The organism is Paenibacillus vandeheii (assembly GCF_030433635.1).
Classification (GTDB): domain Bacteria; phylum Bacillota; class Bacilli; order Paenibacillales; family Paenibacillaceae; genus Paenibacillus; species Paenibacillus vandeheii.
On the sequence record NZ_JAROCD010000003.1, the window covers coordinates 354,959 to 368,662 of the forward strand.

General features: G+C 48.3%; 9 protein-coding genes. 8 read left to right on the forward strand and 1 reads right to left on the reverse strand.

Going from position 1 to position 13,704, the window contains the following annotated elements:
• The first annotated feature begins 5 nt into the window (after positions 1-5).
• The 8 genes from P5G61_RS07200 to P5G61_RS07235 all read left to right on the forward strand — a co-directional run bounded on the left by P5G61_RS07200 (position 6) and on the right by P5G61_RS07235 (position 12,552).
• On the forward strand, positions 6-2,078 hold the full coding sequence (locus P5G61_RS07200; RefSeq protein WP_301245811.1) for a beta-galactosidase: 2,073 nt from the start codon (positions 6-8) through the stop codon (positions 2,076-2,078).
• Between the two features lie 281 nt (positions 2,079-2,359).
• Positions 2,360-3,799 carry an NAD-dependent malic enzyme gene (locus P5G61_RS07205; RefSeq protein WP_301245813.1) on the forward strand — a complete coding sequence of 480 codons (1,440 nt, stop codon included), beginning with the start codon at positions 2,360-2,362 and terminating at the stop codon, positions 3,797-3,799.
• 1 nt (position 3,800) lies between these two features.
• On the forward strand, positions 3,801-4,526 hold the full coding sequence (locus P5G61_RS07210) for an HD domain-containing protein (protein WP_301245815.1): 726 nt from the start codon (positions 3,801-3,803) through the stop codon (positions 4,524-4,526).
• A gap of 256 nt (positions 4,527-4,782) precedes the next feature.
• A complete protein-coding gene (locus tag P5G61_RS07215) occupies positions 4,783-5,850 on the forward strand; it encodes an FUSC family protein (protein WP_301245817.1) in 1,068 nt (355 codons plus the stop codon).
• 140 nt (positions 5,851-5,990) lie between these two features.
• Positions 5,991-6,452 (forward strand): pyridoxamine 5'-phosphate oxidase family protein, encoded by a 462-nt coding sequence (locus tag P5G61_RS07220; RefSeq protein WP_301245819.1) that lies wholly within the window; start codon positions 5,991-5,993, stop codon positions 6,450-6,452.
• Positions 6,453-6,693: 241 nt separating this feature from the next.
• Complete coding sequence (helD, locus tag P5G61_RS07225) at positions 6,694-9,069, forward strand: RNA polymerase recycling motor HelD (RefSeq protein WP_301245821.1); 2,376 nt, start codon at positions 6,694-6,696, stop codon at positions 9,067-9,069.
• 316 nt (positions 9,070-9,385) lie between these two features.
• Positions 9,386-11,242 carry an adenine deaminase gene (locus P5G61_RS07230; protein ID WP_301245823.1) on the forward strand — a complete coding sequence of 619 codons (1,857 nt, stop codon included), beginning with the start codon at positions 9,386-9,388 and terminating at the stop codon, positions 11,240-11,242.
• Positions 11,243-11,631: 389 nt separating this feature from the next.
• A complete protein-coding gene (locus P5G61_RS07235) occupies positions 11,632-12,552 on the forward strand; it encodes a hypothetical protein (protein ID WP_301245825.1) in 921 nt (306 codons plus the stop codon).
• Between the two features lie 157 nt (positions 12,553-12,709).
• Here the strand turns inward: P5G61_RS07235 and P5G61_RS07240 are convergent, their stop codons facing one another.
• On the reverse strand, positions 12,710-13,624 hold the full coding sequence (locus P5G61_RS07240) for a helix-turn-helix domain-containing protein (protein WP_301245827.1): 915 nt from the start codon (positions 13,622-13,624) through the stop codon (positions 12,710-12,712).
• Between the last annotated feature and the right edge of the window lie 80 nt (positions 13,625-13,704).

The following is a 13,704-nucleotide window of genomic DNA, read 5'->3' on the forward strand; positions in this document are numbered from 1 at the left end:
TCAGCATGACATACACATATCCACCGGTAAGTTCCAAAGCACCTCATATGTTACATGGTGCAGATTATAACCCGGAGCAATGGCTCCGCTATCCTGAAGTACTGGAAGAAGATATCCGCCTGATGAAGCTGGCCAAATGTAATGTGATGTCCGTCGGCATTTTCTCATGGGTATCCCTTGAACCGGAGGAAGGCGTGTACACGTTTGAATGGCTGGATCAGGTACTGGATCGTTTTGCTGCCAATGGAATCTATGCATTCCTGGCTACCCCAAGCGGTGCAAGACCTGCCTGGATGTCAGCCAAGTATCCCGAAGTGCTGCGTGTTGGGGCCAACCGTGTTCGCAATCTGCACGGCTTCCGTCACAATCACTGTTATACGTCCCCTGTATACCGGGAGAAAGTTACGGCGATCAATACGAAACTAGCAGAACGTTATTCGGATCATCCGGCAGTCATTGGCTGGCACATTTCGAATGAATTCGGTGGGGACTGTCACTGTGATTATTGCCAGGAGGCTTTCCGCGGTTGGGTCAAAAACAAATACGGCACACTGGATGAACTGAATCATTCCTGGTGGACGACATTTTGGAGCCATACCGTGACGGATTGGAGTCAAGTGGAGTCTCCTGCCCCACATGGAGAGACACAGGTTCATGCGATGAATCTGGACTGGCGCCGATTCGTAACGGATCAGACCGCTGATTTTATCGTGCACGAAACGAAACCGCTCAAGGCCAAAAATCCGGATCTGCCGGTAACGACCAATCTGATGGAATTTTATGAAGGATTGAACTACTGGAAGTTCGCCGACATTCTGGATTTCCTGTCCTGGGACAGTTACCCGACATGGCATGACGCGGACGAAGAAGATACGCTCGCATCGAGAATTGCTATGATGCATGATATTGTTCGTTCCATCAAAGGAGGACAGCCGTTTCTGTTGATGGAGAGCACACCAAGCTCAACCAACTGGCAAGAGACCAGCAAATTGAAACGTCCGGGTATGCATTTGCTGTCATCACTGCAGGCTGTAGCGCACGGCTCGGACAGTGTACAGTACTTCCAGTGGAGAAAGAGCCGGGGTTCCAGTGAGAAGCTTCATGGCGCTGTGGTAGACCATGTTGGAACAGAACACACCCGTGTGTTTCAGGATGTGATGGACGTGGGAACGGCTCTTGAAGGCATGGAAGCTATTGTGGGAACAGCCGTACCGGCCGAGGTAGCAATCATCTTTGATTGGGAAAATCGTTGGGCCGTTAATGATTCACAAGGTCCTCGTAATATCGGTGTGAAGTATGAGGAAACGGTTGAAGCCCATTACGAAGCATTCTGGAAACAGGGAGTTGCCGTTGACGTTATCGATATGGATGCTGACCTGTCCAAATATAAGCTGCTGGTTGCACCAATGCTCTATCTGATGCGTGAAGGTGTCGGTGAGCGTATTGAACGATTCGTTGAAAATGGCGGTACATTCGTAGCCACGTATTGGTCAGGCATCGTAAATGAGAATGATCTGTGTTTCCTGGGGGGTTTCCCAGGACCACTCCGCAAAACGCTCGGAATCTGGTCGGAAGAAATCGACGGATTGCATGATCGGGATCTAAACGGAATTGTGCCTGTTAAAGGCAATGAACTCAAGCTGAATACAGAATATGATGCGATCGAATTATGCGACCTGATTCATCTGGAAGGGGCAGAAGCCCTGGCAACGTATCGCTCAGATTTCTATGCTGGCCGTCCAGCGTTAACGGTTAACCGTCTGGGATCAGGGAAAGCATATTATATAGCAACACGTACCAAAGCTCCGTTTTACGATGATTTCTATGGCAACCTAATCGCTGACCTGGGTATTGAACGTGCGCTTGAAACGCAGCTTCCTACTGGAGTTACGGCACATATCCGTACAGATGGCACAGCGGATTATGTATTTGTGCAGAACTATACACCGGAGATGAAACAGGTGAAGCTGGACGAGCAGTCCTACACCGATTTGCTGAGTGGTGATGCTTTAGAGGGCAACCTTGATTTGCAGCCATATGACATCCGGGTACTGCGCAGAGCGGCTGAGCGTAAATAATAAAATATTACTCATTTGGCTGAAAAATCTGGGGATAAGTAGCGATCGGAAAAGTTGTTCTGTCATCGGAGTGGCAAGTGTAAATATGCTTTAGTTCAACTTATAAAGCTTGCAGAAGGGTCACCCTTAACGTCTCAATTAGACGGAGAGGGTGGTCCTTTTTGTCGTATTAGATCACGACAAATACTTTTTCTGGACAAGATAAAGGAAAAACGTGTCCGCGCAGCGAAGACAAACAGGTAACACTGTAACTCAAGACTTGCAGTCTGGGAGGAATTGGAATGAATCAAAGGAATCTAGACGGTAACAGTTTTATTATTCGGCTGGAGATGACAACAAAGGATATTAAATTTGGTGAAGTGGCTTCGGCCATCTCGGAAGCTGGCGGGGATATCATTGCCATCGACGTGATTTCGACCAATCAGGATGTAAGTGTGCGCGACTTGACTGTCGCCGTAACAGATGCACAAGATAACAGCAAAATTATAGAAGGGGTGCGCCAGCTTAAAGGAGCATCCATCATAAACGTGTCGGACCGGACGTTCCTGCTGCACTTGGGCGGCAAGATCGAAGTTACACCAAAGGTCCCCATTCATAACCGTGAAGACTTGTCACGCGTATATACACCGGATGTGGCCCGGGTATGTTCAGCGATTGCAGAAGAGCCAGGCAAGGCGTTCTCGCTGACAATCAAGCGTAATACGGTTGCCGTGGTGTCGGATGGCAGTGCCGTACTTGGACTTGGCAACATCGGACCGCGTGCGGCGATGCCGGTGATGGAAGGTAAAGCGATGCTGTTCAAACAGTTTGCAGGGGTGGATGCTTTCCCAATCTGCCTGGATACACAGGATACCGAGGAAATCATTCGAACTGTGAAAGCGATCTCACCAGCATTTGGCGGGATTAATCTGGAGGATATTTCTTCACCGCGCTGCTTCGAAATTGAGCGTCGCTTGAATGAAGAGCTGGATATTCCGGTATTTCACGATGACCAGCATGGTACGGCAGTGGTGTTGTATGCGGGTCTGATCAATGCGCTCAAGCTGGTTGGCAAGTCCATCACGGATGTAAAAATTGTCGTCTGCGGAATCGGTGCAGCAGGTGTGGCATGCAGTAATATTCTGCTATCCGCTGGAGCGAGTCGGGTTGTCGGGGTAGATCGTGAAGGTGCGCTGGTACGGACGAATACCTATGAAAATGAAGTATGGAGCGACTACGCGGCTCGTACCAATCCCGAACTAGAGACAGGTTCACTTCGTGAAGTGATTCGCGGAGCAGATGTCTTCATCGGTCTGTCCCGTGGCAATCTGTTAACGCGGGAAGATGTGCAAACGATGGCAGCCGACCCGATTGTTTTCGCCATGGCGAATCCAGTACCGGAGATTATGCCGTCCGTAGTGGAGGACATTGTAGCTGTAATGGCGACAGGTCGCTCCGATTATCCGAACCAGATCAATAACGTACTGTGTTTCCCGGGGATGTTCAGAGCGGTTCTGGATTGCCGCGCCAGTGAGATTAATGAGGAGATGAAACTCGCTGCAGCTCAGGCGATTGCTTCGGCCATTTCGGATGAAGAGCGAACCCGTTATTATATTATTCCGAGTGTGTTTAACGATAAAATCGTCAAATCGATGCGCAATCGCGTGATTGAAGCAGCGGTCAAGACCGGTGTGGCACGGCGTATACCGCGTGAACAAGCCCGCGAAGGCGGGGAAGTGTAAGATGCAAGAGAAATCCCCTCAACATCCGAACCAAAGCGCGCAACAATCGGGTCATGAGGATCATGTGGATGGAACGGTTACAGGAGAGGCCATTCTTCGCGCGGCTCGCGCTTTTGTTCAAGGAGACGCTGCTGCACATACGGATGGTCATGACTGGTCTCATATTGAACGGGTCACCACACTTGCGGTTGAGCTCGCACACCGTATGGGCGCCGATCCTTTCATCTGTGAACTGGCTGCATTACTGCATGATGTGCCGGATGAGAAGCTCAATGAGAGTCTGGAAGTAGGGATGGCGAAGCTGAATGCCTGGCTGGATACCCAGCCGCTGGAAGCGGGTACACGGGAAACCGTGGTAGGCATCATTCGTTCCATTTCCTATGCAGGAGGACAGCGTCCTGCCGTTTCATCGCTGGAAGCTCAGGTGGTGCAGGATGCGGACCGCCTGGATGCGCTGGGCGCAATCGGTATTGCGCGTACGTTTGCTTTTGCCGGCGCGAGAGGTCGGGAGATGTATGATCCCGCTCTTTCGCCACGAGAGCAGATGACGCGTGAGGAATACCGGAATGGACGCAGTACAACGATTAATCATTTCTATGAAAAGCTGTTCAAGCTAAAAGATCTAATGAACACGTCCTATGGCAAAGAACTGGCTGAGCAGCGTCATGACTTTATGGTGCAGTTTGTGGAGCAGTTCAAGCGTGAATGGGAAGGAAGGTTTTCATAACTTTCTCCATTGGAGTTAAACAACATACAATACCCCCTACTTCCGAGAGTGGAGTGGGGGGTATTTGTTGTGTACACGGAGAAGCAGTGATAGATAATACTTCATCAACGGGATACGGGGCATGGTAACCCAATGGCTTCCATGATACAATAAATCGTTCTCCTGAATTGATTCGGGCAAAAAAACAAATATGGGGTAATAATGATAATGATCATCAAACGAATGAAATCAGTTTTGAAAAAGAGGAGGGGTCACCATGTCATTTGGTGCACGTGTACTTAAGACAGGGATTGCGGTTACGCTGGCCCTTTACCTTAGCAGCATGTTTTTGAACCCGCAATCTCCCGTTCCCGCCGCAATCGCGGCCATCTTTGCCATGCAGCCATCCATTTATCGTTCCTGGAAGTACTTCCTGGATCAACTGCAGACCACTACACTTGGGGCAATCGTGGCGCTGATAGGAGGCATGGTGCTATCCAATGAGCCCATCGCCGTCGGGCTGATTATTGTGTTGGTTATTATGATTTGTCTTAAATTGAATATGGGCGAAACGGTTGGACTGACGCTGGTAACCGTTGTATCGATTATGGAAGCGTCGGGTGACTGGCATTTTGCATTGAACCGTTTCCTGCTGACACTTGTCGGCATTGTATCTGCGTTTCTCATTAATATTACGGTATTCCCACCCAAGCCGAAGATCCAGTTCGTGAAGCAGATTCAGAGTGTGTTCAGTGGCATGTCACTGCTGCTGCGTACATCCATCTCGGATGAGATCAAGGAAGTGGTGTTCCGGGATGAGAAAAATAATCTGGGCGGCTCCATCAAATCATTGTCAGATAAATATAACTTGTTCGAAGAAGAACAGAAGAAGATGAAACGGTCCAAATTCAGTGAGACCCGGCAGATGGTTGTATACAAACAGATGCTGCTGAGTTTGCAAAAAGGATTCGATGTGCTGGATTCGGTAGAACGCCACTATTTCCAGGCACAGCGAACACCGGAAATGGATCAGTTCTTTGATACACATCTGGAGCTTGTTATCAAATTCCATGAACATGCGCTGCTCAAGTTCGAGGATAAGCTGAAACCGAACGGTGAGGAGGCGGCACAGTTCATTTTGGATAATGATCGTTTCATGGAGCAGGCCATCTCCCAGTTTGATATCGATCAGGAAGGGATGCTGAGACTGTCCATCGTGGCTGCTGCAATCTACGATTACGGCTATCAGCTGGAGCGGCTGAATCGGCTTGCCGAACATGTGCATAGTGCCAACGAAGACAAGGATTCACAGGATAAAATTCTGAATTGGCTTAAATGGCCGTAAACATGGTAGTACGGTTTGCGGTGATGTGGTTTTATCATATACAATGGAACCACAACCAGCCCGGACAGCGTGTCCGGGTTGTTTTGCATACATAGCGCAAACCTTGCGCAACCAACTCAATCGAACCGAGGTAGATATATATGAATTTGACACAGCTTGGACCTGAATGGGTGGAGTGGTTTAATGGAGAGAATCTGGAGAAGAAGCAGCACGCAGCGATGCAATTGCTGACCGTGTCCGAGGGTGAATGGCCGCATCAAGCGATGATCAGTATGGGAGAAGTCATTGCGGTCACGCCCAACCTGGTGAGACTGGCTTTATGGCCGGGAACACAGACAAGTATGAATATGAGTCGAACAGGCAAGGCTACCTTGATTGCGGTTCATCAGCAAAGCTTGTTATCTATTCGTCTGGATGTGACTTCACTGCCGGTATTAAGGGAAGCTGTCCATCCGAGAGATCGTTTCGAGGCACAGGTGATTAACGTTCGTGTAGATCATGCGCCGTATGCGGAGATTACTTCAGGGATCACATTTCAATTAAAAGACGAATCTGGGGCTATTACACGCTGGAGAAAGACCATTGAAGAATTACGACAATAAAACGGGGCGCGTTCTATATTCATCCCATTCGAGGGTAATAATAGAATAAAAACAACAAAAAACGCCTCCGCTTGCATCGGGACGCTGTCACTGGTACAATAAAAAATGGTTTTCAGAAAATTAGAACTAATTAACATAAAATAAAAATGTTTACTTTCTAATTAATTATACCATAGCCTTTTCGGGCTTGTCAAATGGGCTTTTGAGGACACAATCCGGGGAAAGAGGGGCGTATTAACATATGAGTACAGACCAGCAATGGAGCGAGGAGCAGCAGCGGGTCAACAAGGTAACGGAACAGATTGATCGGAAAATCGACATTCTGGAAAAAGAGGTAGGTTCCTTCCGGGATGAAGTTGTGGGAATGAGAAAAGATTTCTGGGACGAAGTCACCATGAACTTCAGCGAAGCGGATGATGTAGGGGAAACCTCCACCAGTATGCGGCAGCAATCACAGGTCCTGTCGGATCGGGAGCGCAGCCATCTGAATACGGCAGCAGCTCTGGATAAAATGAAACGGCTGCACCATTCACCGTATTTTGGACGGATTGATTTCAAGGAAGATGGCTATCCGAATGCAGAACGAATCTATCTGGGGATCGCATCCCTGCTGGATGAGAAGGAGGAATCCTTCCTTGTCTATGACTGGCGTGCACCCATATCGAACCTGTATTACGATGGTGCGCCAGGTCCGGTCACGTATGATACACCGAGCGGTGAGATTAGTGGCGATATTGAGATGAAGCGGCAGTTTGTCATCCGGGATGGACGTATCCGCTTTATGTTCGACACCGGAGTTACGATTGGGGATGAGCTGTTACAGGCCGTCCTCAGTCGAACCTCAGATGCACAGATGAAAAGCATTGTGGCGACAATTCAGAAGGAGCAGAACCGGATTATTCGTAATGACCGGACTCGCATGCTGATCGTGCAGGGAGCCGCCGGCAGTGGTAAAACATCCGCTGCGCTCCAGCGTGTAGCGTATCTGCTCTATAAATACCGCGAGCATCTGCAAGCGGATCAGATGGTCCTTTTTTCACCAAACCCGATGTTCAACAGTTATGTTTCCACCGTACTGCCTGAGCTTGGAGAGGAAAATATGCTGCAAACGACCTTCCAAGAGTATCTGGAACGCCGTCTGGGCCGTGAATATCAACTGGAAGATCCATTCATTCAGCTTGAATACGTACTTACGGGAACTGAGGACCCTCAATACGAAGCGCGTATGTCCGGCATTCGCTTCAAATCGTCTGAGTCCTTCCTTAAGGTTATTACACGATATAAGGACAGCATGATGTCTGAAGGCATGAAATTCAAACCGGTTCGTTTCCAGGGGCGGGCTGTTGTTACGGCTGAGGCTATGGCGGAGAAATTCTATAGCTTCGAACCATCCGTCAAGCTGGTGAATCGACTGGAAATACTGCGGGACTGGATGCTGAAAGAGTTGTCGGCCTTTGGCAAAGGCGAATTGGAAGCCCCTTGGGTAGATCAACAGCTGGATATAATGGAACCCGAGGATCTGCAGCGGGCCTATCAGCGCCTGAAGCGAAAGCAAAAAGGGAAGTCGGACACGTTTGATGATTTCCAGCAGGAACGAGAGATACTTGCCCGGATGGTGGTCAGCGATCGGCTCAAGCCTTTGCGCAAATGGATTAAATCTTTACGTTTTGTCGATGTACGTCAACTGTACGCCCACCTATTCAACGACCGGGCACAGATGGTTCGCCTGTTGGGAGAGGAAACATTGCCTTCACACTGGGAAGAAATTGGTGATATGACACTTCGCAGATTGAAAGTACAGGAGCTGGCCTATGAGGATATCACACCCTATTTGTATTTGCGTGAGTTGCTGCTCGGCTTCCATATTAACTCCAATATCCGCCATGTGATCATTGACGAGGCACAGGATTACTCTGCCTTCCAGCTGGCCTTTATGAAAAGATTATTCCCGAGATCAAAAATCACTGCACTTGGAGATTTTAATCAAGCCATCTATGCACACTCATCGGTACTGAGTGGTACGGGGCCGTTGACTAACCTGTATGGACCGGAAAATACGGAAGTGATTGAGCTGACGAGAAGTTATCGTTCAACGCAGGAGATCGTGGAGTTTACACGAGGCATGGTTCCGGGTGGAGAAGAGATTGTTCCATTTAACCGCGGAGGGGAGAAGCCGAAAGTGATCGTTTCCGCCAATGAACAGGAGCATTTGGATGTCATTACAGCCGATCTCAAACATCTGATTCAGGAAGGGTATGAATCGGTTGCGGTCATCTGCAAAACGGCGGAAGAGAGCAAGGACATCCATGAAGCATTAAGCAAAATACTGCCTGTGGCACCGAAGTTGATCAAAAAAACAACACTGGCCTTTGAACGGGGTGTGCATGTCATCCCGGCGTATCTGGCCAAGGGTGTGGAGTTTGATGCGGTTCTGATCTATGATGGGTCTGCATCGCAATATGCGCAGGAACATGAACGTAAGCTGTTCTATACGGCATGTACTCGTGCCATGCATTTACTGCATGTTTATTGCATGGGTACACCTAGCCCGTTCATTACATCCCAGTCCGAAGAGTTGTATGATATGGGTAAGGTGTCTGCCGCTCAAGCCGAATGACTGCGTCTTTCAAATTCATGAAGAAGGCTTCCGTTCGATGGGACGGGAGTCTTTCTATGTATTGCAGAATACGATGAGGGGAATAAGAAGCTTCATGAGGTTGGACTTGGGTGTGAAAAGCATGGAGGAGATCATTGGAACTAGATATCTCTTCTGACATGATATTAGATGGATTAGGTTTTATGGATAAAAAATAATCCATCATTTGTGTTCACGCACAATAGGTGTGAATTTTCTTTACACAAGACGGTGAGACTCATATAATCGTAACAATCTATTTTTTTTGGATCGTTTATTTCATGAAGGAGGCAGCAACATGAACACACCATCTTTTGAACGCCCATTAATGGCGGATTGCGTACCGAATCTGGTGGCAACGGCACGGGGAGACTTACCTGCAACCTTGGTCATTCGGGGCGGAACGCTGGTTAATGTAATTTCGGGTGAAATTTTGCCGGGCATGTCTGTAGCGGTACAGGGAGCCCGGATTGCATATGTTGGCAAAGATGTAAGCCATACGATCGGAGAGCATACACGTATTATTGAGGCGGAAGGCAAATACATTGCTCCCGGATTGCTGGATGGGCACTGTCACATTGAAAGCACACAAATGAAAGTGACAGAGTTTGCGAGAGCCGTTCTGCCTTCTGGTACAACGGGAGGGTTCTTTGACCCGCATGAAATCTCCAATGTGCTTGGACTCAAAGGTCTGCGATTGATGCTGGATGAAGCTCGGACGACACCCATGGCTGCTTATATGCAGGTGGCTTCCTGTGTTCCTTCCACACATCCTGGACTGGAGACAACAGGCGCTTATATTGGACCGGAAGAAGTAGCAGAAGCCTTATCCTGGGGTCCGGATATGATTGGTCTTGGTGAAGTAATGAACTTCCCTGGAGTTGTATACGGGGACGGGACGATGATTGGTGAGATTCAGGCGACGCTGAGAGCAGGCAAGGTGGCAGATGGTCACTTTACCTGGGCAGCGGATGACTGGCGTCTTCCAGCCTACGCAGCAAGCGGTGTGACGGGGGATCATGAATGTGTTACGAAGGAAGATGTAGTGGAACGTCTTCGGCTGGGCATGTACGCCAAAATGCGTCAGGGCTCTGCATGGCATGACGTTGCAGAAACGATCAAAGCCTGCACAGAGCTTGGCCTGGATACACGCCGCATGATGCTGGTGACCGATGACCGGAGTTCTGAATCGCTGCTCAAAGAAGGTCATATGGACTTTGTTGTTCGTTTGGCGATTTCTCAAGGGGTGAAGCCGGTCACTGCATTCCAGATGGCGACGATTAATACGGCTGAGCGCTTCGGCGTTGCCCGTGACATCGGTGCCGTTATTCCGGGCAATATCGCCGACATTATTTTGCTGGATGGACGCTTGGCTGATGTCCGTGTAGGCATGACGATTGCAGCAGGGCATGTCGTAGCAGAGAACGGCAAAATGACAGCGGTCTGGGACAGTTTCACGTATCCGGAAGAGGCGCTGAACACCGTGAAGCTGGAGGCCAATATCCAGCCGAAGCATATGGAGCTGTCTGCGCCGATTACCGAAGGTACGATTGGAGCGAAAGTCATTCATGTGACGGAGAATCATGTGGATACCAAGGAGAAGCATGTTAATGTCACGGTGGAACATGGCAATGTAGTCATCTCAACGGCAGGTGAAATCTGCAAAATTGCGGTGCTGGAGCGTCATAAACAAACGGGGAATCGTGCGGTGGCACTTGTTGGGGGGATTGGCTTCACAGGTCCTGCGGCCATTGCGATGACCGTTGCACATGATAGCCACAATCTGCTCATTATCGGTAATGATGACGTAATGATGGCTGAGGCGGGCAATCGTGTCATCGGAATGCAGGGTGGTGTAGCCGTTGTGACTGCCTCTGGTGTGACCGAATTCCCGCTGCGCATTGCAGGCTTGATGTCCACGGAATCATTCGAAGTGGTGGCAGCTCAATCTGCAGCTGTCAGTGAAGCGCTGCAGTCTGCTGGCTGTACGTTAAATAACGCATTTATGACGCTGTCCCTGCTGGCACTGGTCGTTATTCCGGAATTGCGCTTGTCCGATAAGGGCCTGGTACGCATTTCGGCAGAAGGCATTGAGCTGGTATCCCTGTTTGATGAGATGGTGGAGAATACACCGGCTGCTCCAGCCGGGAACTAACGAATAACATCGTATCCGTTTATCTTAAAAACGGATACGCAAGTGTAGGTCGCCCTAGGGCGACCTTTTTTTGTTGAACAGGAAAACGCTTACTAGGACTTCAGTCGTCTGTTGTGCATATGCAAAAAATGACTCATGTTGAGGCGAATGGAAGCCGAAATTAAAAAGTTTTTCATAATTGAGACTTTAGAACTATAAATACAGAAGTGTGAATACCCGAAATAATGTTATATGATTCTTTCGTCGTAAGTCCAAGAGATGATGTTGCATATAAAAGCAATGTAAATAGTCGTACTTTGAAATAGTGCTTATGGAATGAATGTAAAACGACAGAATGTCATCCGGATTTGCACGTTAGAGCTGCATAACATTATAGGGAGTGTATAAATATGAAAAGCAAAAGAGCTTACCAATTCATTTTGTTAATGAGTTGTTTCATGCTGTTTACAGCGAATACTTATGTTTGCAAGGCCACTGCACTTGGTTCGGTCGACAGTTATGAAACCATCCACGGAACGGTGCAGGGATCTGTAAGAGCAACCTGGGTATGGGACACCACACAGATCCAAAGTAACCCTCAGTTAGTGCTGAAGTTTGCCTCAACGAACAAAATTAATACGATCTACCTACAAATGAATCGGGATGTAAAGCTTCCATACTATACGGATTTCATTCGTCAGGCCAGAGAGAAAAATATTGCCGTGGACGTTATGGATGGAAGGCCTGCCTGGGGACTGACGGAGAGCCGGAATCAAATTGCTGATTTTCTGGACTGGGTTGAAGCGTATCAAAATCAAGTGGAGCCCAACGAGAAATTTGCCGGGATCCATCTGGATATTGAACCTCATGTACACCCGCAGTGGAAAATTAATCAGGCCAGTGTGATTACACAGTGGCAGGGGAACGTTCAATATATTGTCGACCGGGCTGCACAGATGAAAATGCCTGTAGGCGCAGACTTGCCGTTCTGGCTGGACGGATACAAGATTCCGGGTTCCACGATGAATGTAAGCAGCTGGATGATCCGCAAGTTTGACTCCATCACGATTATGGCTTATCGGGATACGGCAGCGGCCATCTATAATGTTGCGAAGGATGAGCTTGAGGAAGCATCGCTTTTGGGCAAAACGGTATCGATTGCCGTGGAGACCAAGCAAAGCAAGGAAGGCGATTTTATTACCTTTTATGAAGAGGGTACAGCGTACATGGAAGCACAGCTCAAGCTGGTAGAGAAAATGGCAAGTGTGCATTCGTCCTTTAACGGGTTTTCGGTGCATGAGTACAGCTCATGGGAGACATTGAAGAAGTAAAGTAAAATGAAATTCCATTGATCAGCATGATAAAGAAGGTGCTTACAGCAGAACGGGCTGTAGCACCTTCTTTGCATCTGCTATCTCATATAAAAGGGAGAACAGTGAACGATCGTCAGTACGGAGTGCCGAGTGCCGCTCCTGATAAAGTTTAACCTTAGACCAGTGCAGGTTCCACCGCCACTTTCTCATAAAACATTTTGCGATATTGGGACGGGGTAATATTTCTGTGTTTCTTGAATGTTGTTATGAAGTAGCTCAAGTGCTCAAACCCGACGTCCATGGCAATATCCACAATTTTGTGATCGGTATTCTCAAGCTGAACACAGGCCTGCTGGATGCGATAATAGTTGATATAGTCGACCGGACTTTTCTGCACCATTTGTTTGAAAAAGCGGCAAAAGTGTCCTTCGCTCATATTGGCTTCATCTGCCAGTTCTTTTAACTTAAGTGGTTCAGGGTAACGCTTGTGAATATAACTTAACACTGATTTTAGGCGCTCCACTTTATCGTGACTGCCTGATGATACGGTCCCTTTGAGTGCAGCGGGTCTCATATGTTCAAACATTTGTGCAAATATTAGATAGAGATAAGCTTTTGTTGTCATCTCGCAGGTTGGTGTGCCGGCGGCATGATCGGCGAAAATTCGTTTCAAATGAGAAATGATTTCTTGCCCCCACGCTTCATCGGTTTGGATATGGTAAGGAGGGATTGCCGTTTTGTGTACGAGCGGGCCAACGAACTTCTCCTGCACAGCATCGAATGTCCGGCTGCCTAACAGCTCCGGGTTAAATACAATGGATGAAAAAACGCAGGGGACATCGCCTTTCAGATAACCTGCGTGAATTTCCCCCCGATTGATAAAAATGGCTTCTCCTGCCTGAACCTCTACCGTATTCATGTCAATTTGAAAGACAGCACTGCCCTGAGTCACCATGGTGAACTCCATCTCGTCATGCCAGTGGCAATCGAGAATACTGTCGCCATTCAGCTGCTGAATATCCGGGTACACACTGACTGGATACATGGCGTTGCCGTGAATCCGGTCTTCCCGTAATCGTTCACGTTCCATATAAGTTCTCCTTTTGCATCATTATTAATGTAAACGTTCCCATAGATTGGTGGTGTTTATAAAGAATCGGATAAGAAATA